This window comes from Candidatus Accumulibacter propinquus, from assembly GCF_056856495.1.
On the sequence record NZ_JBSEHC010000001.1, the window covers coordinates 469,530 to 487,876 of the forward strand.

19 protein-coding genes are annotated in these 18,347 nt (G+C 62.5%); 10 read left to right on the plus strand and 9 right to left on the minus strand.

The genetic code is table 11. The features are described 5' to 3' along the window. Positions 1 to 68 precede the first annotated feature (68 nt). From hscA to AC15MQ_RS02110, 4 genes are read left to right on the plus strand one after another with little or no spacing between them, the layout of a single operon-like run. A complete protein-coding gene (hscA, locus tag AC15MQ_RS02095; RefSeq protein WP_350496830.1) occupies positions 69 to 1,970 on the plus strand; it encodes a Fe-S protein assembly chaperone HscA in 1,902 nt (633 codons plus the stop codon). After that, positions 1,967 to 2,308 carry an ISC system 2Fe-2S type ferredoxin gene (gene fdx, locus AC15MQ_RS02100; RefSeq protein ID WP_287670806.1) on the plus strand — a complete coding sequence of 114 codons (342 nt, stop codon included), beginning with the start codon at positions 1,967 to 1,969 and terminating at the stop codon, positions 2,306 to 2,308. The genes hscA and fdx overlap by 4 nt, the downstream gene beginning before the upstream one ends. After that, positions 2,305 to 2,499: a Fe-S cluster assembly protein IscX gene (iscX, locus tag AC15MQ_RS02105; RefSeq protein WP_287655006.1), complete on the plus strand. Its 195-nt coding sequence runs from the start codon at positions 2,305 to 2,307 to the stop codon at positions 2,497 to 2,499. The genes fdx and iscX overlap by 4 nt, the downstream gene beginning before the upstream one ends. After that, on the plus strand, positions 2,496 to 2,885 hold the full coding sequence (locus tag AC15MQ_RS02110) for a DUF2237 family protein (RefSeq protein WP_287655005.1): 390 nt from the start codon (positions 2,496 to 2,498) through the stop codon (positions 2,883 to 2,885). The genes iscX and AC15MQ_RS02110 overlap by 4 nt, the downstream gene beginning before the upstream one ends. 42 nt (positions 2,886 to 2,927) lie before the next feature. Here AC15MQ_RS02110 and AC15MQ_RS02115 read toward each other — a convergent pair whose 3' ends face one another. The 3 genes from AC15MQ_RS02115 to AC15MQ_RS02125 all read right to left on the minus strand — a co-directional run bounded on the left by AC15MQ_RS02115 (position 2,928) and on the right by AC15MQ_RS02125 (position 5,994). Continuing rightward, the gene (locus tag AC15MQ_RS02115; RefSeq protein WP_483079170.1) at positions 2,928 to 4,613 is read right to left on the minus strand and encodes a mechanosensitive ion channel family protein; all 1,686 of its coding nucleotides are present in this window, start codon (positions 4,611 to 4,613) and stop codon (positions 2,928 to 2,930) included. Positions 4,614 to 4,655: 42 nt separating this feature from the next. After that, a complete protein-coding gene (locus AC15MQ_RS02120) occupies positions 4,656 to 5,246 on the minus strand; it encodes a lysophospholipid acyltransferase family protein (protein WP_287655002.1) in 591 nt (196 codons plus the stop codon). A 280-nt stretch (positions 5,247 to 5,526) separates the two neighbouring features. Then, complete coding sequence (locus AC15MQ_RS02125; protein WP_483079171.1) at positions 5,527 to 5,994, minus strand: hypothetical protein; 468 nt, start codon at positions 5,992 to 5,994, stop codon at positions 5,527 to 5,529. A gap of 375 nt (positions 5,995 to 6,369) precedes the next feature. Here AC15MQ_RS02125 and AC15MQ_RS02130 point away from each other — a divergent pair, with 375 nt between their 5' ends. The 6 genes from AC15MQ_RS02130 to AC15MQ_RS02155 all read left to right on the plus strand — a co-directional run bounded on the left by AC15MQ_RS02130 (position 6,370) and on the right by AC15MQ_RS02155 (position 10,956). Then, positions 6,370 to 7,101, plus strand: coding sequence for a c-type cytochrome (locus AC15MQ_RS02130; RefSeq protein WP_483079172.1), 732 nt, complete (start codon positions 6,370 to 6,372; stop codon positions 7,099 to 7,101). Between the two features lie 128 nt (positions 7,102 to 7,229). Continuing rightward, positions 7,230 to 8,393 carry a cytochrome D1 domain-containing protein gene (locus AC15MQ_RS02135; protein WP_483079173.1) on the plus strand — a complete coding sequence of 388 codons (1,164 nt, stop codon included), beginning with the start codon at positions 7,230 to 7,232 and terminating at the stop codon, positions 8,391 to 8,393. A 5-nt stretch (positions 8,394 to 8,398) separates the two neighbouring features. After that, the gene (gene ahbB / locus AC15MQ_RS02140) at positions 8,399 to 9,382 is read left to right on the plus strand and encodes a siroheme decarboxylase subunit beta (protein WP_287654995.1); all 984 of its coding nucleotides are present in this window, start codon (positions 8,399 to 8,401) and stop codon (positions 9,380 to 9,382) included. Further along, positions 9,375 to 9,854: an Lrp/AsnC family transcriptional regulator gene (locus tag AC15MQ_RS02145; RefSeq protein ID WP_483079174.1), complete on the plus strand. Its 480-nt coding sequence runs from the start codon at positions 9,375 to 9,377 to the stop codon at positions 9,852 to 9,854. Before ahbB (AC15MQ_RS02140) ends, AC15MQ_RS02145 begins: the two co-directional genes overlap by 8 nt. Continuing rightward, entirely contained in the window at positions 9,851 to 10,336 is a 486-nt protein-coding gene (ahbB, locus tag AC15MQ_RS02150) for a siroheme decarboxylase subunit beta (protein WP_483079175.1), read from the plus strand. Before AC15MQ_RS02145 ends, ahbB (AC15MQ_RS02150) begins: the two co-directional genes overlap by 4 nt. A 107-nt stretch (positions 10,337 to 10,443) precedes the next feature. Then, positions 10,444 to 10,956, plus strand: a complete 513-nt coding sequence (locus AC15MQ_RS02155; RefSeq protein ID WP_483079176.1) for a PilZ domain-containing protein — start codon at positions 10,444 to 10,446, stop codon at positions 10,954 to 10,956. A gap of 84 nt (positions 10,957 to 11,040) precedes the next feature. Here AC15MQ_RS02155 and AC15MQ_RS02160 read toward each other — a convergent pair whose 3' ends face one another. The 6 genes from AC15MQ_RS02160 to AC15MQ_RS02185 form a co-directional block, all read right to left on the minus strand. Next, entirely contained in the window at positions 11,041 to 13,239 is a 2,199-nt protein-coding gene (locus tag AC15MQ_RS02160; protein ID WP_483079177.1) for a mechanosensitive ion channel family protein, read from the minus strand. A gap of 283 nt (positions 13,240 to 13,522) precedes the next feature. Further along, a complete protein-coding gene (locus tag AC15MQ_RS02165) occupies positions 13,523 to 14,512 on the minus strand; it encodes an aldo/keto reductase (protein ID WP_483079178.1) in 990 nt (329 codons plus the stop codon). Positions 14,513 to 14,593: 81 nt separating this feature from the next. Then, positions 14,594 to 15,946, minus strand: coding sequence for a carbonic anhydrase (locus AC15MQ_RS02170; protein WP_483079179.1), 1,353 nt, complete (start codon positions 15,944 to 15,946; stop codon positions 14,594 to 14,596). Positions 15,947 to 16,096: 150 nt separating this feature from the next. Continuing rightward, positions 16,097 to 17,761: a cation acetate symporter gene (locus AC15MQ_RS02175; protein ID WP_287654983.1), complete on the minus strand. Its 1,665-nt coding sequence runs from the start codon at positions 17,759 to 17,761 to the stop codon at positions 16,097 to 16,099. Next, on the minus strand, positions 17,758 to 18,078 hold the full coding sequence (locus AC15MQ_RS02180; RefSeq protein ID WP_287654982.1) for a DUF485 domain-containing protein: 321 nt from the start codon (positions 18,076 to 18,078) through the stop codon (positions 17,758 to 17,760). The genes AC15MQ_RS02175 and AC15MQ_RS02180 overlap by 4 nt, the downstream gene beginning before the upstream one ends. After that, positions 18,075 to 18,287, minus strand: a complete 213-nt coding sequence (locus AC15MQ_RS02185) for a hypothetical protein (RefSeq protein WP_287654981.1) — start codon at positions 18,285 to 18,287, stop codon at positions 18,075 to 18,077. Before AC15MQ_RS02185 ends, AC15MQ_RS02180 begins: the two co-directional genes overlap by 4 nt. Between the last annotated feature and the right edge of the window lie 60 nt (positions 18,288 to 18,347).

The following is an 18,347-nucleotide window of genomic DNA, read 5'->3' on the forward strand; positions in this document are numbered from 1 at the left end:
GAGCGCCGTGAGTCGCTGGCGCGACCTCCACGTCATCCACGAAACAAGCTTCAGGACCTCTTTTCTTCATGGCTCTATTACAGATTGCGGAACCGGGCGAATCGGCAGCGCCGCACCAGCACCGGCTGGCTGTCGGCATCGACCTCGGGACGACCAATTCTCTGGTGGCGACGGTGCGCAGCGGTTTGGCCGTCGTCCTCAGCGACGAGTTGGGTCGCCCCTTGTTGCCTTCGGTGGTGCGTTACCTGCCGGACGGCAGCAGCGAAGTCGGCTACGAAGCGCAGGCCAGACAATCGCTCGATCCGCGCAACAGCATCGTTTCGGTCAAGCGCTTCATGGGCCGCGGGCTGCAGGACATCGCTCATCGCGAGGGCATGCCCTACGTCTTCGACGATGCGCCGGGAATGCTGCGCCTGCAGACCGCCGCCGGCCGGAAGAGTCCTGTCGAGGTCTCGGCCGAAATCCTGCGCACCCTGCGGTTGCGGGCCGAGGCCTCGCTCGGTGGGCCGCTGGTCGGTGCGGTGATCACCGTCCCGGCCTATTTTGACGACGCGCAGCGCCAGGCGACCAAGGACGCCGCCAGGATCGCCGGACTGCCGGTTCTGCGCCTGCTCAACGAGCCGACGGCGGCGGCGATCGCCTACGGGCTCGACAACGCCTCCGAAGGCATCTATGCGGTCTATGACCTCGGTGGAGGCACCTTCGACATCTCGATCCTCAGGCTCGCGCGCGGCATCTTCGAGGTGCTGGCGACGGGCGGCGACTCGGCGCTGGGTGGCGACGATTTCGACCATCGCATCTTCTGCTGGATGCTCGAAGCGGCCCAACTCAAACCCTTGTCGGTCGAGGATTCGCGGATGCTGCTGACGCGCGCGCGCGAGGCCAAGGAATACCTGACCTTTCATGGCGTGGCCCCGATCAACGCCCGTCTGAACAGTGGCGAGGCGGTGGATCTGACGCTGACTACGGAGATCTTTGCCGAGATCAGCCAGACGCTGGTGGCGAAGACCATTCAGCCGGTCAAGAAGGCCCTGCGCGATGCCGGGCTGTCGGTGGCCGACGTCAAGGGGGTAGTCATGGTCGGCGGCGCGACGCGCATGCCGCAGGTGCAGCATGCGGTCGGTGAGTTCTTCCGGCAGGAGCCGTTGAACAATCTCGATCCCGACAAGGTCGTGGCCATTGGTGCGGCGAAGCAGGCCAATCTCCTGGTCGGCAACGGTCTGGCCGGCGACGACTGGCTGTTGCTCGACGTGATTCCCCTGTCGCTGGGGCTGGAAACGATGGGTGGTCTGGTCGAAAAGATCATCCCGCGCAATGCCACCATTCCGACGGCGCGGGCGCAGGAATTCACGACTTTCCGCGATGGCCAGACGGCGCTGGCTGTCCATGTGGTGCAGGGCGAGCGCGAACTGGTCAGCGATTGTCGTTCATTGGCCCGTTTTGAGCTGCGCGGCATTCCGCCGATGGTCGCCGGCGCCGCACGCATCCGCGTCACTTTCCAGGTCGATGCCGACGGTCTGCTGGCGGTGACGGCCCGCGAGCAGACCGCCGGAGTCGAAGCCAGCATCGTCGTCAAGCCGTCCTACGGGCTGTCGGATGGCGAGATCGCCGGCATGCTCAGGGACTCGATGCTGCACGTCAGGGATGACGCGCTACAGCGCGCTCTCAAGGAATCGCAGGTGGACGCGCAGCGGCTGATCGAGGCGGTAAGTTCGGCACTGGCGACGGATGGCGACCTGCTCTCCGGCGAAGAACTGGCGCGGGTAGAGCACGGCATCGTCAAGCTCCAGGGTGCGGCCGGCGGTGAGAACCGTCGGCAGATCATGCTGGCGATGGACGACCTCGAAGCCGAGACCAAGGATTTTGCGGCCAGGCGCATGGACAAGTCGATCCGGCGGGCCTTCGCCGGGCGCAACATCAGCGAACTGGACAGCGAAGTGCTCGCCACGCGGGCGGGGGAAACAGCATGACCCAGATCATCGTTCTGCCGCATGTCGAACTCTGCCCCGATGGCGCGGTGATCGACGCCCGTCCTGGTGAATCGCTGTGCCAGAATCTACTCGAGAACGGCATCGCCATCGAACATGCCTGCGAGATGTCCTGTGCCTGCACCACCTGCCACGTCATCGTTCGCGAAGGCTTCGAGGCGCTCGAACCGTCCGATGAGGTCGAGGACGATCTGCTCGACAAGGCCTGGGGACTGGAACCGAATTCTCGCCTGTCGTGTCAGGCGATGGTCAATGAAACGCCGTTGCTGATCGAGATTCCGCGCTACTCGATCAATATGGCCAGGGAGGGCAAGCGATGAAATGGACCGACATCAACGACCTCGCCGTCGAACTTGCGGAGAGGCACCCCGACGTGGACCCGATGAAGATCAACTTCGTCGATCTGATGCACTGGGTCCTCGCCTTGCCCGGCTTCGAAGACGACGCGAAGCATTGCGGCGAGAAGGTGCTGGAGGCGATCCAGCAAGCCTGGATCGATGAACTGACATGAAACCAGATGATTTCGGCGGCAGCCAGCGCAACGTCCTCGGCGGTTTGCTCGGCTCGTGCAGCGAGGCACCGATTACCGGGTTCTTTCGTGATGGTTGTTGCAACACCAGTGACGAAGACCTCGGCAGTCACACCATTTGCGTCGTGCTCACGGCAGATTTTCTGGCGTTTTCGAAAGCGCGCGGCAACGACCTGTCCACGCCCAGGCCGGAGTTCGATTTCCCCGGCCTGAAGCCCGGCGACCGCTGGTGTCTGTGTGCCGCCCGCTGGCGCGAAGCCCTGCAGGCCGGCAAGGCGCCGCACGTCGTGCTCAATGCCACCAACGAAGCCGCTTTGCTGATCGTCAGCCTGGACGACCTCAAGCGCCACGCGATCGACCTCAACTGACGAGCTGGCCGGTGGGAGGCGCGCTTGCCGGGCGTCCGCCCCTTAACCCGGCAATGGCCGTTGCGTGCCACTCGCCGTTGCCGGCGCGTCGTCGACGGGTCCGGAGACCGCCGGCGCCGCATACCATTGATCCCTGGGGACCACCTTGGGCTGCTTCGGATCGCCTTCATAGGCCGGGGTCATGATCTGAACGTCGTATTCGTTGAACAGATCAAGGATGTTGCGGCGGAGTTCGGTATACAAGTGCTCCATCATCCTGGCGTCGTTGCAATAGGCATTGATCTCGTAACTGACGCAGAAATCCCCGAGTTCCTTGTGCATTACGAAGGGTGTGGGTTCCGCAAGCAGCCCCGGAGTGCGCGCCGCCGCCTGCAGCAGCATCGCCTCCACCTGCCGCCACGGCGTCTCGTAGCCGATACCGACTGTCGCGTGCAGGATCAGGCCCTGTTTCTTGGCCAGGGAACTGTAGTTCATCACGTGCCCATTGAGGATCTGCGAGTTGGGAATCGTCACCTCTTCGTTCTTCAGGGTACGCAGATGGGTGACCTGCAGCCTGACCTGCGTCACGTCGCCGGTCACTTCGCCGATGCGCACCCGGTCGCCGACCCTGAACGCGCGTCGGTAGGTGATCATCAGGCCGGCGATCAGGTTGGCGATGATCGACGAGGAACCCAGCGAAACGACTACGCCCAACATCAGTGTAACCCCCTTGAAGGCAGCCGATTCCGATCCGGGGATATACGGGTAGGCCACGATCACTGCCAGGACCAACAGCGCGAAGCGTGCGATCTTGTAGGTTGGCCGGGCCCATTCGGCTTCGAAGTGCAGGAGGGTGACCGAACCCTGTGCAACGGCGTCGAAGAACAGCCGCAACAGGCGCAGGACGAAACGGACCAGCAGCGCCAGCACGATCAGGAAGATCAGGTCCGGGAAGTAGCCGATCAGGCCCTCCCCGATGAGTCGCAGGGGGCGAAGGGCGAAATCGGTCAGATTCCCGGCCAGCCAGCGCGTCCACGGAAAGCGGCTGAGCACGAAATCGAGGTAGATGAAGCTGACGATCAGGATTGACAGCATGCGCAGTGCCGACAAGGCGGCGCGCAGCCCGGCCCAGATGCTTTCGGCCCGTACAATCTCGAAAGACTGGATACCGAGGTGATGGATTCGGCTCCGGAAGCGCCGCTCCAGCAGGCCATTGAGCTGGCGTGCCAACCACAGCAGCAGTGTCACCATCGTTGCCAGCGCCGCCGTGGCACCCGCAGCCTCCAGGCCGCGTCGCTGCAATACCTGCGTGTCCCGGTCGTGGCGGTATTCGTCGATGGCCTTGCCGATCCGCTCGCACAAGGCCAGTCCAAGGGTTTCGCGTGCGACTTCTTCGATGCGCGCGTCCGAATCGAAGAGCGCCATGATCCTGCGGTCGCCGGCCATGATCGAGGAATAGCCGCCGGACTCGACGAGCCGTACTGAATCCGCCGGCAGCGCCGGATCACCCGCCAGTCGCTTGATCCGCTCGGTGATCGCCGCCGCACGCTCGCGTGCGGGGAAACTGCTGACGCCGCGCACGCGGAACAGTACGCGGCCGTCGACTTCGACGGCTGCCGTCGCGACGGTGGCGTCGGGATGGAGATCCAGATCCGCCGGTTGAACGCTGCCGGCGGCGGCAAGCGAACCGCCGCTGGCGGCGCTGAGCAGAATCAGGATCAGCAGCCACCGCACACGCTCAATCATCATTCCTCTACTCTCCTCAAACAGCCTGCCCACGATCACGCTGGCCTATTCGGGGTCGAACAGCCTGGCGTTGCGACCCTTGAAGGGCGCGTAGAACGACTTGATCGATGCCATGTCGCGTTCGATATCGCCGGTGGGCGTGAATACCGGACCCAGACCGCTCACTTTGCGATCGTAGTCCATGTAGGCCATGACGATCGGCACTTCGGCGCCGAGGGCAATGTGGTAGAAACCGGTTTTCCAGTGGCGCGTACGGCCGCGTGTGCCCTCCGGGGGGACGACCAACTGCAGTCCGTCGGTGGCGGCCTTGATCGCCGCCACCGACGCGAGCACGAAGCCGGTCGACTTCTCGCGGTTCACCGGGATGCCGCCCAGCCACATCATCAGACCGCGAAAGGGTGGATTGAAGAGGCTCTGTTTGCCCATCCAGTAGATGTGCAGGCGCAAGCTGAACGCCACCATCAGCGTGTAGGGCAGGTCCCAGTTGCTGGTATGCGGTGCGGCGATCAGTACGCATTTGGCGGTGCCTGGTGGCAGACGGCCTTCGACAGTCCAGCCGGTGAAGTGCAGAAAGGCCACGGAGCCGGCGCGCAACAGCGTGCTCACCACCGGGGTATCGAAGATCGTGCGGTGCATGCGGGCAGTGTCCCAGGCGACGAGTCGGTTGCCGAGCCGCTGCGTGTCGCGACGCCGAGCGCGTGACCGGCAATGGTGCAGGACTCGAGGTGTTGCTGCGGTTGCAGTGGATCGGGCGTCGCCACCCTGATTCCCGGTCAATGGATTGTGGCTGCAAATGTAAACACTTTGCGCATCATCGGCAAGGCGGAGGCGCTGCAGGGCGTTGCCCTGGAATCATCTCCGGGCTTGCGGATGGACGCGAGCTCCGGCGAGCGAGGCCGGTAACGCGGGCAGGGTATTACTTGCCGCTGAGGAAGCGGAACGGCACCGCGACGATCGCCCTGCCGGTATCGATCAGCAGCGTCGCTTCCCATTCCATGCTTCCGGTGATGCATACCGGCAGGCTCGCCATCCCCACGAAATGATCGCTGCTGCCTTCCTGCCTTTCCAGTTGCAGTCGGTTGTAACCCATTTTCATGTCCGTGCCGGTGAAATCGACCTCGATCCTGCGTACCTCGCCACCCGTGAGCGTGGCTTGCAGCTTCAGCGGTCGGAGTACCGGAATCGGTCGCGGTTCGATCGCGAACTCGATTCGAGTCCCGTTGGGGAGCGTCGCCGCGCAGGCTCCCTGACCGAGGTCGCAACTCGAAAGCGGCAGGGCAATGTCGGTTTTCGGGTTGAGCAACGGCGCCAGTTGGTAGCCGACGGTGCCGAGGATGGCGAGTCCCAGCAGGATGGCGACGTCGAGCAGCAGGTTCTTGGTCATCGGTTCAGTGTAGCGCGGGTCGGTGCGTGCAGGGTGCCGAGTGTTCGGGAATACCGCCCCGAATCTGCGGGATAGGCCTGAAAGATCGACGGATTGGCGGGGCTGTGGTGTGCGGCAGGGGCAGCCTGGCGAAAATTGATTCACCCAAATTATCTCGCAGGGCTTGTCCGCACAATGTGCGATATATTGCCGCAGAAGCGTTCAGTCGCACGGCAATGGGGGTGAGGAGTCGTCAAGTGGAACTTCTTCAAGCCTTGATCCCATAAATGCGTGGTCGATACGCACCGCTTGCGCGCGTCTTGACAATCATCAACGCCGGGCGGCGGGTTGCTTGCTAGATTTGCGGGTATCGATTCTCAAATAATGGGGGTAACGATGAACAAGCTGATACTGGCGGTTTCCCTGGCGACGATCGCCGGTATTGTGCAGGCCGGCCCGCCATCGCCGAAGACTCAGGGCATCGAGAGCAAGGATTACAAGTGGAATGCCCAGGGGGGCGAGAAGAGTGAAGCGCTGAAACTCAAGGGCGACAGGAAGCGCGGTGAAGAAGCGTACGAGGTCTGCAGTGATTGTCACTTGCCGTCGGGTGCCGGCCGTCCGGACGGTACTTTCCCGCAACTTGCGGGTCAGCACACCACCGTGCTGATCAAGCAGATGGCCGACATCCGTGCCGGCCTGCGCGACAACCCGACGATGTACCCGTTTGCCGTGACCTTGACCGATCCACAGGAACTGGCTGATGTCGCGGCCTTCATCGAGCAGTTGTGTATCCCTGTCGAACATGGTCGTTACGAAGGCAAGGATCTCGCCAGGCAGTTGGCGACAGGCAAGGAACTCTACGAGAAGGGGTGCAAGGAGTGCCACGGTCAGAACGGCGAAGGAGCCAAGGAAAAGTTCTTCCCGGTGATCGCCGGTCAGCACTACAAGTACCTGTTGCGCCAGATGACCGAAATTCGCGACGGTCACCGCCGCAACGCCAATCCCGACATGGTGAAAATCATCCAGAAGTACAACAACGATCAATTGGTCGCTATTTCGGCCTACCAGTCCAGCCTGGTGATGCCGGGCAATATGTGCAAGGCCAAGGCTGCGGCCAAGAAGAAGTGAGTTCGATGATCGCGGGGCGAATCGCTCTCAACATGGTCTCGCGCCAAGTTGACCTTCTGTCCCCTTGCCTGGCCAGGATCGTCTCGATTTGTCATGCGCCTTGCTGGCGCTGTTTGGAGTGAAGACCCATGGGCAGACTGCTGACCGTGTTGACGATGGTGCTACTTTGTGGCTGCGCCGCGCAGCAATGGCGTGGTACCGGCGACCTTGGGCTGGTCATCGAGCGTGCGAGCGGGCAGATCAGCCTTGTCGATACCAGTCGACGTGCGCCTTATGCCCATGTGGCAGGGCTTGGTGACCTGTCGCATGCCTCGGTGGTCTACTCGCGCGATGGCCGCTACGCCTACGTCTTCGGTCGCGATGGCGGACTGACGAAAGTCGATCTGCTCGCCGAGCGGATCGTCAAGCGGGTGCTGCAGTCGGGCAATGCCATCGGTGGCGCCATCTCGCAGGATGGCAGCATCGTCGTCGCCCAGAACTATACACCCGGAGGCATCAAGGCTTTTGACGCCGAAACGCTGGAACTGCTCGCCGAAGTGCCCGCCGAATACGCGCCGGGGAGATTTTCCAAAGTCGTCGGGCTTGCCGATCTCTCTGGCAACCGCTTTGCATATGCCCTGTTCGATGCCGGCGAGATCTGGGTGAGCGATTTTTCCGATCGGCGACGCCCGCAGACGCAGCGCTACCCGGCCGGGCTGCAACCCTATGACGGACTCGTCACGCCGGATGGGCGATATTATCTGGCCGGACTGTTCGGCGAGGACGGCGTCGCGCTGCTCGATACCTGGCAGCCGCAGCCGGTAACCCGACGCATCCTGCAGAGCTACGGGCGCGGCCAGGAGAAGTTGCCGGTTTTCAAGATGCCGCATCTGCGTGGTTGGTCGTTGGCGCAGGGCAAGGCGTATCTGCCGGCGATCGGGCGCCACGAGGTGCTGGTGGTGGCCGTCGGTAGCTGGCAGGAGGCCGGCCGCATCCAGGTCAGGGGTCAGCCGGTTTTCGTCATGGCGCAACCCGATGGCCGGCAGGTGTGGGTCAACTTCGCGTTTCCCGACAATGGCTGGGTTGAGGTGATCGATACGCTGAGCGGCAAGGTGGTGCGCACCCTTGCACCAGGGAAAGCCGTCCTGCACATGGAGTTTACCCCGCGTGGCGAGCACGTCTGGATTTCCGCACGTGACGACAACCGCGTGCTGATCTACGATACGGCGACTTTCGAAAAAATTGGAGAATTTGCCGCCCAGGCACCGAGCGGCATATTCTTCACCAGCCGTGCCAACCGCACCGGATTCTGACCAAGATGCTCAATGAGGCGCTCGATTTTCGCTTGCTCAATGATTTCCAGAGAGACTTCCCGCTCTGTTCGGCGCCTTTCGCGGAATTGGCATCGCGGCTGGGTGTTGCCGAAGCGGCGGTCCTGCGGATGCTCGAAGGGCTGCGCCGCGAAGGAAAGATTGCACGCGTCGGCGCGGTCTTTGCTCCGAAGCGCATCGGCGCCAGCATGCTGGCCGCGATGGCCGTGCCGCCCGAGAAACTGGCCGCTGCCGCCGAGGCGGTGAATCGCTTCCCCGAGGTAAACCACAATTACGAGCGCGAGCACCGCTACAATCTGTGGCTGGTCGTCACGGCCGGTTCGGAAGGCCGCCTGCAGGCCGCCCTCGGCGCCATAGAACAGGCGGCTGGCTGGCCGCTGCTACGCTTGCCCCTGCTGCAGGAGTACCACATTGATCTCGGTTTCCCACTGGATGGCAAAGGGCAGAAGCCGGCCACCAGCGGTGGTGTACGCTGGCAGCCCTTCGTGCCGCCGAAGCCGCTGGATGAGGGTGAGCGCCGTCTGGTCAGTGCCTTGCAGGAAGGCTTGCCGCTGTTCATTCGTCCGTTCGCGGTTCTTGCCAGTCGTGTCGGCTGCGACGAGAGCGAGGTTCTCGAAAGAATCCGTCGCTGGTGCGCCGAAGGCATCATCAAGCGTTTCGGAGTCATTGTCAGGCACCGCGAACTCGGGTATATGGCCAATGCGATGCTGGTTCACGACATCCCCGACGCCGATGTCGGCGAGATCGGCGAGAGGCTGGCCTGTGCCACCGGAGTGACGCTCTGCTACCAGCGTCCGCGGGTGCCTCCCGAGTGGCCCTACAATCTGTTCTGCATGATTCACGGTCAGGACCGTGCGCAGGTCGAGGCAAGTATCGCCGAACTGCGCGCCAGGCTCGGTCTGACTGGCTACGCGCATGACATCCTGTTCTCGCTGACCCGTTTCAAGCAGCGCGGCGCGCATTATGCGTGAGGCGATCGAACTCGACACGATCGATCGCGCGATCATCGACACGCTGCAGGGCGGTTTTCCGATCTGCGAACGGCCCTACGCTGAAGTGGCCGGGGGGCTGGGGATTGCCGAGGCGGACTTGCTCCGGCGCCTGCAACGCCTGCTCGACCGGAGCGTGCTGACTCGCTTTGGCCCGCTCTTTCAGGTCGAACGTATGGGTGGCGCCTTCGTTCTGGCGGCGATGCGCGTTCCTGAATCGGACTGGCAGCGAGTGCTCGCGGTCGTCAATTCACTGCCCGCGGTTGCCCACAACTACCGCCGCGAGAGTGAGCGGAACAGCGAGTTCAACATGTGGTTCGTTCTTGCTGCCGAGAGCGAGGCCGGTATCGATGCGGCCATCGGGCAGATACAACAGAGCAGTGGTTTGCAGGTCTTCAGCTTCCCGAAGCTGCAGGAGTATTTCGTCGAGATGAAACTGCCGGTGCGGCCATGACGGGCGGCCTCGACCCGATCGATCGCCGCCTGGTGTTATCGACCCAGAGCGGTCTGCCGTTGGTGCCGCGCCCCTATCACCAGTTGGCCGAGGAGGTCGGCATTTCGCCGGCAGAGGTGATGACGCGGTTGGCGCGCATGCTTGAGAGTGGCGCCATTCGCCGCATAGGCGCCGTGCCCAATCACTACGCGATTGGTTATACCGCCAACGGCATGAGTGTTTGGGATGTTCCGGACGAGCGTATTGATCAACTTGGCGCTCGTGTCGGAGCGCTCGATTTCGTCACCCACTGTTATCACCGGCCGCGCCGACTTCCCGAGTGGCCGTACAACCTGTTTGCCATGGTGCATGGTAGTTCACGGGCGGAAGTGCGGGACAAGGTGGCGAAGATTGCGGCGGTCATCGGGTGCGATTGCCGTTCGTACGATGTCCTCTTTTCGACCAGCATTCTCAAGAAAACGGGCCTGCGGATCGGTGCTTGAGTAGTGCTTCCCTGCGCGTACCTAGGCCGAGCCGCTGCTGCACGGCCGATCGACATCTGCCGTACAATTCGACCGTCGGTGCTCAAACCGGCTTGCACACTTGCCTGATGGAACTGTTGGTGATCGCTTTCCCCGACCGGGGTCAGGAGGTCGAACTGGAGGAGGGCTGGCAGATGGGATCGGCACAGGTGGGACGCGGTTTTCTTCGGCATCCGGCAGACATTCCGATCGAGATCGATGCCGAGGTGCCTTTGCCGACGAGGTTGCGTCGTCTGAAGGACATCAGCCTCGGTGGGTTGGCCTGTCGCTCGGAGCGGCCCCTGGAGGTCGGGTCCGGTGTACGGCTGACCATCCCGCTGGTCAAGCCGGCCTTTCACGCGGCGGGTTCGGTGGTATGGTGCCGTCGCCATGGCCCGTACTACGAAGTCGGTATCCGGTTCATGGAATCCGATGATGTTTTCGCTGCCCGCATGGTGGAGCAGATCTGCCAGATCGAACACTACCGCAAGGAAGTGTTGCACAGCGAAGGACGAGTGCTCGACGGCGAGGCCGCGGCGCTGGAGTGGATCGCGCATTACGCTGCGAAGTTTCCATCCCTGGACACGACCAGTCGCCACTGAGGATCTGCAATGCCGATCACCGTCAGCGCTGCGGTACGCATCGGCGATGGGCCTGTAACGCCGGCCGGCAATCGTGCAGGGGTTTCAAGCGTTGTCGGCGGGGGTTCGCGTCAGCCGTACCGGTAACGGTTGTGAAATGTCGAGATGCACATCACGCTGCGGGAACGGAATCGGAATTCCTGCGGCTTCCAGACGCTGCCCGACCGCATGCCGGAGGTCGCTATCCACCCTGCGGGCAACCAGATTCGGTCCCAGTTCGACCCAGAAGACGAGGACCAACAGCAGCGCATTGTCGCCGAAGTCTTCGAAGAAGACTTCCGGTGGCGGATCCTTCAGGACCTGCGCGTGATCCTCGGCACAGCGCGCAATAATCTCGGCGGCCGCTCGGATCGGTGACCCGTAGGCGATGCCCAACCGGATCTCACGGCGGATGCGCGGGTTCGAATAGGTCCAGTTGACGACCTGGTTTTCGAGAAAGCTGGAATTCGGCACCAACGCTTCGACACCGTCGAAGCCACGCACCGTCGAAGCGCGCAGGTCGACGGCAATGACATGGCCGGTCATGCCGCCCAGGGCGATGATGTCGCCTACGCGGATCTTGCGTTCGAAGAGGATGATGATCCCGCTGATCACGTTCTTGATGATGGTCTGGGTGCCGAAACCGATACCGATGGCCAGTGCCCCACCCATGAACGCGAAGACCGTCAGGGGAATGCGCGCCAGATTGAGAATGAAGATGATCAGCGCCACCGCCAGGGAGATCATCGCCCAGCGACGAATCACGCTGGCCATTTGCTCGTTGACCCCGAAGCGGCTCACCATCACTCGCTGCAGGCGCCGTGAAAGCAGTGCGAACAACCAGTAGCCGAACAGGAAGAGCAGCAGTGCACCGATGCTCTTGCCGACCGTAACCCCGTAGGTGACGGTCACCGTCTTGCCATCGATGACTGTCGAATCCTCGACGGCAAACATCTCGAAGTTCCAGATCGACTTCAACGTCTGCGCCAACTGCAGGGCGCCAAGCTGCCAGTCGTCGGCGCTGGTGGTCCTGGCAGTGAATCCGAAGTCATCGAGCCAGCGATCGAGTTGACGTTCCATCCGGGCACTCGCCCGTTGCAGGCGCTGGTACGCCCGCGCCCGCTGTTGCAGCGCTTCGTACAGGCTCGAATCCTTGTCCGTGGCGTCCGGGTCAAGCGACGTTCCACCCAGGCGCAACTGCTGCTCGTGGACCGCAACGCGCGCTGCCTGCTGCAGTTCGTCGACAATCTGCTTGCGGCCGGCCAATTCTTCCCTGCTCTGGCTCAGACCCGAGATCACAGACTGGCGGGTGTTGGCATCCTCGGAATGAAAGCCGACGTAACGCTGTGCCCAGGCGTCGCTTGCCACCTGCAGCGTCGTCTGCAACCAGGTCAGCGTCAGCAGTAGCACGCGGTCGGTTTCCAGGCGTGCGTCAAGCAACTCCAGTCTGTCCGCCTGCGACGCGCTGCTGCCGGCCTCCGCCACGAGTTTGTTCAGTTGTTGACGTTCCGTGGAGCGCCGGCCGTTAGCGATCACGAGCGCATCGATCTCCGCGATGACCACGTTCAACTCCTTGCGCAGCAGCGCTTGTTGCTGTTCCAGTTCCTCCTTGCCGAGGCGTTGTTCAGGTCGCACGCGGGTCAGCAAACGCTCCAGTTCGGAGTTGAGTGTCTGCACCCCCTTCCTTTCCAGGCGGACCCTTTCGAGTCCCATGCCGATGTTGGCCAGTTCTGCTTCGGCGAGTTGCCGACGCAGAATGGCCAGTTCCCGGCCCAGGCGTTCCTTGTCAATAGCGCTCTGACCGTCGGCCCGGGCGAGTTTGTCCTCTGCCAGGCGAACCGCTTCCGCCGCGCGCTGTTGCGTCTCAAGCCGTCCGACTTTGAGCGTCTCCAGTGCGCGTTCCGTCGACGCCAGACTGTTCAGGCGTTCCTTTCCTGAATCCACAAGGTCGCGCAAGGCATCGACCCGTAGCGCGGAGTAGGGCGGCGGGCCGGCGAACTCCGCCATCAGGGTCTGCTTGTGCGGGTTGTCAGGTTGCGCGGTTTTCACGCTCTCCAGTTCGTCCAGCAGTTTGAGTTGTTCGCTATAGGCAATGACCAGGCGGTCAAAGAGCCGCTGGCGATCGCTCGCCGGCAATTCCTCGGCACCCGGAGTTCCCCCCTCTTCCAGATGCCCGGTTTCCTGCCGACGGCGCGCCTCGCTCAGTTGTGCTTCGATCTGGGTACGCTGGTCCACCGTGGTGGCGACCGCTTCAGGCTTGGGCACGCTGCTCTGCGCTGTGGGTATCGGGATCTGGCCGTGCGCCAGCGTCGTGCACACCGCTACCAGGAGGGTTCCGAGCCATGTTGTGAAGTTGCGGGAGCCGGACTTCGCGGATGTGGCAGCGTTACGCCTTTGCCAGCCAAATAAACGCGGGATCTGCTGGCCGCAGCACGCGGGTGTTTGCGGAGCGTCATCAACATTCCGAGGTGCATCTGTTGCCATCAGGTTTTTCCAGATGGCGGCGAACTGAGCGCGGCTTGTCCGGCGAATGCGCGCTGTCCGATCGTCAGCGATTGAGCGCGCCCATCATGTTTGCCGGGTAGCGCTCCCCTGCCGCGGCGTTGAGCGGAAAAATCGCATCCAGCGCCGCCAGTTGTTCCGGCGTCAGCCGCACCGCCAGAGAACCGATGTTCTCGTCAAGATATTTTCGCCGCTTGGTGCCGGGGATCGGGACGATATGTTCGCCCTGTGCGAGTACCCAGGAGAGCGCGAGTTGACTGGGTGTGCAACCGATCTCGGTGGCCAAGGCCCTGACCTGTTCGACCAGGGCCAGGTTCTTGGCGAAGTTCTCGCCCTGGAAGCGTGGGCTGTAACGGCGGTAATCGTCGGCCGCGAAGTCGTCGGGGTGGGCAATCGCGCCGGTGAGGAAGCCGCGCCCGAGTGGGCTGTAGGGCACGAAACCGACTCCGAGCCGGCGGCACGCGGCGAGCACGCCCGCTTCCGGGTCGCGAGTCCACAGCGAGTATTCGCTTTGCAGCGCGGTGATCGGATGCACTTTGTGCGCGCGTTCGAGCGTCGCAACCGAGGCTTCGGAGAGACCGAGGTAGCGTACCTTGCCGGCGCGCACGAGATCGGCGAGTGCACCGACCGTGTCCTCTATCGGCACCTTCGGGTCGACCCGATGCTGGTAGTACAGGTCGATGGTGTCGACGCCCAGGCGCCGCAGACTGCCTTCGATCGCGCTGCGTACATACGCCGGTCGGCTGTCGAAGCCGCGCAGCGACGCGTCCTGCGGATCGCGCAGAATACCGAACTTGGTGGCCAGGAAGACCTCGTTGCGACGGCCCCTGATCGCACGTCCGACCAGTTCCTCGTTGGTGAACGGACCATAGATGTCGGAAGTGTCGAGGAAGTTGAGGCCGAGGTCGAGCGCGCGATGGATCGTGGCGATCGACTCCACATCGTCGCGACCCGCATAAAAGTCGCTCATGCCCATGCAGCCCAGGCCAAGAGCCGATACCGAGGGGCCACCAGAACCCAGTTGTCGCATTTGCATTGACGTCTCCGGCAAGACAAAGCAACAGCTTAGCACTTCACGGCAGGCGACCGCCAGAACAACCGGGGCGCGTCGCGGGATTCAGCGTGACTCCTTGATCATGCGGGCGAAGTTTGCCTGCACCGGGCGCGCGTTGTGTCGGTAGAGGCGCGCAAAAATGGCCAGTTGCTCGGGCGAGATCGGTTGTGCCTGCTTGAGCACCAGCCAGAGCACGCCTTCCGAGCACGGCGGCGTGGTCAGAGACCCCATATAGGTGTAGTAGCTTCGGTCTTCAGGTAGCAACTGTGCGACATCGATGGTGAGCCCAGGCGGTGTCACGTAGTCGTTCTTCTCCAGCGGCAGGTTGTTCCACACGCTCTGGATCAGCGGATGCTCCATCCCCTTTTCGAGCAGCACTGCGACGACCGCAAGCTTGCCATCCTCCGATTTGTGGACCAGGTGGGCGACCATGTCGAAGGACTTGCCATTCACCCGTTCCTCGGAAGGGCGGTGAAAATGGAATTGGGCCAGTTCGTAGGTCTTGCCGAGCAGGCTGATGTGGCTGCCGCTGACCTCCACCTGGATGGTGTGACCGTTGTCGACGACACGAAACGGTGATGGTCGGTAGCTGAACTGAATCGCTTCGAGATCGACGCGAAAACCGTCGCGAATATCAATCGGTGATTGCCGTTTGCCGCTCGCGCAGGTCGCATATTCGGGCTTCAGCTTGCCCCAGTTCTCCGGCCCCCCCTCACCCTCGTAGCTCCAGTGGATATGTGCATGCGTGTCGCCGGTAACGGCGTTGCCGGTGGGGAAGTGTGAGCGGGCGACGCGAGCGGGTACCGCGCCCGCGGTCACCGCGATCGGAGCGTGTGCCGCGGGCTTGGCATGCGCTGCGGGTTTCGCTTCGGGTTCGGTCTTTTCCGGAGACGGCGTTTGCAGGTTGGCCCGTTTGACTTCCTTCTGCACCAGCGCCTCATTGGCTTTGCGTAGCTCGCCGGCGGCCTCGTTGACCTTGTCGGCGGTGCGGCTGGCAGCCAGTGTGGCGTCGCCGCCAGGTTTCGGGCGGCAGACTTCGCGCAGCAGCTTGTCGTCTAGCATGCCGGTGCGCACCGGCATTTCGACCTGTACCTTGACGTCCTCTTCCCGCAGCAACTCGCCTTCGTCCTTGAAATAGCTGCGCTTCAGCGTGCTGTAGCTGCGCGACCCGCAATCGTAGCGGTTGACAGCCTCGACGATGCGATACGACATCGAGGTCTTGGGATCGATGATGGCCTTCTCGAGAATGATCCGTCCGCGCGCGATGCTCTTGCCGGTTTCGTCCTTCTTGATAGAGGCACGATCGAGTTCGACACGCTTCCCGGGTTCGGCCGAGATCACCTGCCAGGCAGCGCTAGCCATTCCCGGCACGAGTGTCAGCAGACAAAGGAGCAGTCGCCTGAGGGTTGGATACATGAAAGGACTCCCGTCGTTCGCTCTTCTCATCCTCCTGTCAACGGAGGAAGGGCTGGCAACTTTAGCCGGCGATGCCGATACGCCACTTCGCACGCGAAAAAAAAACCCTGGCGGGTACGCCGCCAGGGTCTTGTGTGGTGCAGCGAGTGCCTAGTGGCTGGCGCCGGAAGCGCCAAAACCGGTCTGGGCGCGCACGTACTGGTCTTCGAAAGCCTCCTTCTCCAGCTTCGAACGTGGACCGGTGTCGCTCTTCGAGAAGATATAGGCGAAGATGAACGCGATGGGCATGGCGAACAGCGCGGGTTGGGTGTAGGGGAACAAGGCGGCCTTGTTGCCCAGCACGTCGACCCATACCGACTTCGAGAACAGCACGAACAGCACCGCGGAAATGACGCCGCCGTAACCGCCCCACAACGCGCCGCGAGTCGTCAGGCCTTTCCAGTACATCGACAGGATCAGCACCGGGAAGTTGGCCGCGGCAGCGACGCCGAAGGCCAGACCGACCATGAAGGCGATGTTCATCTTCTCGAACAGGATGCCGAGAACGATGGCCAGCATGCCGAGGCCGATGGTGGCGAAGCGGGAAACGCGGATCTCTTCCTTTTCCGTTGCCGAGCCCTTGCGGATGACACGTGCGTAGATGTCATGCGAGATCGCCGAGGCGCCGGCCAGGGCCAGACCCGAAACGACGGCCAGAATGGTGGCGAAGGCCACCGCCGCCAGGAAGCCGAGCAGCATGTTGCCGCCGACGGCCTTGGCCAGGTGCATGGCGACCATGTTGCCGCCGCCGATGATCTTGCCGCCGACCACACCCCCTTCGAAGAACTCGGGGTTCTGACCGACGATGAGGACCGCGCACAGGCCCATCAGGAAGATCACGTTGAAGAAGAAGCCGACGAAGCCGGAAGCGTAGAGCACCGATTTGCGTGCTTCCTTGGCGTTGCCGACGGTGAAGAAACGCATCAGGATGTGCGGCAGACCGGCGGTACCGAACATCAGGCCGAGGCCCAGCGAGATCGCCGTGATTGGATCGGCCAGCAGGCTGCCCGGAGCCATCAGCTTGGGACCCAGCTTATGCACGGCTTCGGCTTTTTCGAGGAGCGTCGTCAGCGAAAAGCCGAACTGCGAGTAGGCCAGGATCAGCGTCAGCGTGCCACCGAAGAGCAGCATGCAGGCCTTGATGATCTGCACCCAGGTCGTTGCCACCATGCCACCAAGGGTGACATAGACCATCATCAGGATGCCGACGACGAAGATCGCGATGTTGTAGTCGAGGCCGAAGAGCAGCTTGATCAACTGCCCGGCACCGACCATCTGCGCGATCAGGTAGAAAACGACCACCACCAGCGACGAGATTGCGGCCATCGTCCGCACCTTGCCCTGGTCAAGCCGATACGAGGTGATGTCGGCAAAGGTGAAACGCCCCAGGTTGCGCAGCCGCTCGGCCATCAGGAACAGGATGATCGGCCAGCCGGCGAAGAAGGCCAGCATGTAGATATAGCCGTCGTAGCCCGAGGTGTAGGTCATCGCCGTCAGCCCGAGCAGGGTGGCCGCCGACATGTAGTCGCCGGCGATCGCCAGACCGTTCTGGAAACCGGTGATGCCGCCGCCGGCGGTGTAGAAATCGGCCGTGGACTTGGTGCGTCCGGCAGCCCAGTAGGTGATCCCCATGGTCATCGCCACGAAGATCAGGAACATGATGATCGCGTGCCAGTTGGTGGCCTGCTTGGCCCCCGAGGCATCCATCGCCGGGCCGGCAAAAGCCAGGCCGGAAAGGAGCAGCAGGGTGAGTGCCGATGTCAGTCGTTGCATCATAGCTTCTCCTTCTGGGCTTCCTTGATCAACTCCGCGGTCAGATCATCGAATTCCCCATTGGCACGACGGACGTAAACCACCGTCGTCAGCCAGAAGAAGACGAACAGACAAAGTTCGATGGTGTAGCCGATCGGCCACATCGATCCCTCGGCAATCTTCTGTCCGAGCAGGCTCGGGTTGAAAGCGACCAGCATGAAGAAGCCGTAGAAAAGGACCAGCACGATGGTTGCCAACGTCCAGGCGAAGCGTCCCCGCTCGTGCACCAGTTTCTGGAATTTGGGATTCACCCGCATTCGCTCGTACATAACACTACTCATGTTTTCTCATCCTCCGGTTTTGTTTTGTTGAAGCGGTATTGCTGCGGATTCTGCAGCGTATCGACCAGGTTTTGACAAGACCTTCCCCTCGCCGCGCGGAATACTAACCCAGATCCAACGGCTTGTTCAATCAAGGCTGCTGCCCGGTAGCGCAGCGGAATGAACAGCGAGGCCAGGAAACGTGCCAGACCGGCATCCGTGTCGAGCAAGCGTACATGCGATATCGTGCAGTTGCCGCGCTGCACAATTGCGATTGGCAAAAACCGACT

Excerpts from the sequence above, each read along its gene's own strand:
- hscA (WP_350496830.1), top strand. The coding sequence starts at position 69 with ATGGCTCTATTACAGATTGCGGAACCGGGCGAATCGGCAGCGCCGCAC.
- fdx (WP_287670806.1), top strand. The coding sequence starts at position 1,967 with ATGACCCAGATCATCGTTCTGCCGCATGTCGAACTCTGCCCCGATGGC.
- iscX (WP_287655006.1), top strand. The coding sequence starts at position 2,305 with ATGAAATGGACCGACATCAACGACCTCGCCGTCGAACTTGCGGAGAGG.
- AC15MQ_RS02110 (WP_287655005.1), top strand. The coding sequence starts at position 2,496 with ATGAAACCAGATGATTTCGGCGGCAGCCAGCGCAACGTCCTCGGCGGT.
- AC15MQ_RS02115 (WP_483079170.1), bottom strand. The coding sequence starts at position 4,613 with ATGATGATTGAGCGTGTGCGGTGGCTGCTGATCCTGATTCTGCTCAGC.
- AC15MQ_RS02120 (WP_287655002.1), bottom strand. The coding sequence starts at position 5,246 with ATGCACCGCACGATCTTCGATACCCCGGTGGTGAGCACGCTGTTGCGC.
- AC15MQ_RS02125 (WP_483079171.1), bottom strand. The coding sequence starts at position 5,994 with ATGACCAAGAACCTGCTGCTCGACGTCGCCATCCTGCTGGGACTCGCC.
- AC15MQ_RS02130 (WP_483079172.1), top strand. The coding sequence starts at position 6,370 with ATGAACAAGCTGATACTGGCGGTTTCCCTGGCGACGATCGCCGGTATT.
- AC15MQ_RS02135 (WP_483079173.1), top strand. The coding sequence starts at position 7,230 with ATGGGCAGACTGCTGACCGTGTTGACGATGGTGCTACTTTGTGGCTGC.
- ahbB (WP_287654995.1), top strand. The coding sequence starts at position 8,399 with ATGCTCAATGAGGCGCTCGATTTTCGCTTGCTCAATGATTTCCAGAGA.
- AC15MQ_RS02145 (WP_483079174.1), top strand. The coding sequence starts at position 9,375 with ATGCGTGAGGCGATCGAACTCGACACGATCGATCGCGCGATCATCGAC.
- ahbB (WP_483079175.1), top strand. The coding sequence starts at position 9,851 with ATGACGGGCGGCCTCGACCCGATCGATCGCCGCCTGGTGTTATCGACC.
- AC15MQ_RS02155 (WP_483079176.1), top strand. The coding sequence starts at position 10,444 with ATGGAACTGTTGGTGATCGCTTTCCCCGACCGGGGTCAGGAGGTCGAA.
- AC15MQ_RS02165 (WP_483079178.1), bottom strand. The coding sequence starts at position 14,512 with ATGCAAATGCGACAACTGGGTTCTGGTGGCCCCTCGGTATCGGCTCTT.
- AC15MQ_RS02170 (WP_483079179.1), bottom strand. The coding sequence starts at position 15,946 with ATGTATCCAACCCTCAGGCGACTGCTCCTTTGTCTGCTGACACTCGTG.
- AC15MQ_RS02175 (WP_287654983.1), bottom strand. The coding sequence starts at position 17,761 with ATGATGCAACGACTGACATCGGCACTCACCCTGCTGCTCCTTTCCGGC.
- AC15MQ_RS02180 (WP_287654982.1), bottom strand. The coding sequence starts at position 18,078 with ATGAGTAGTGTTATGTACGAGCGAATGCGGGTGAATCCCAAATTCCAG.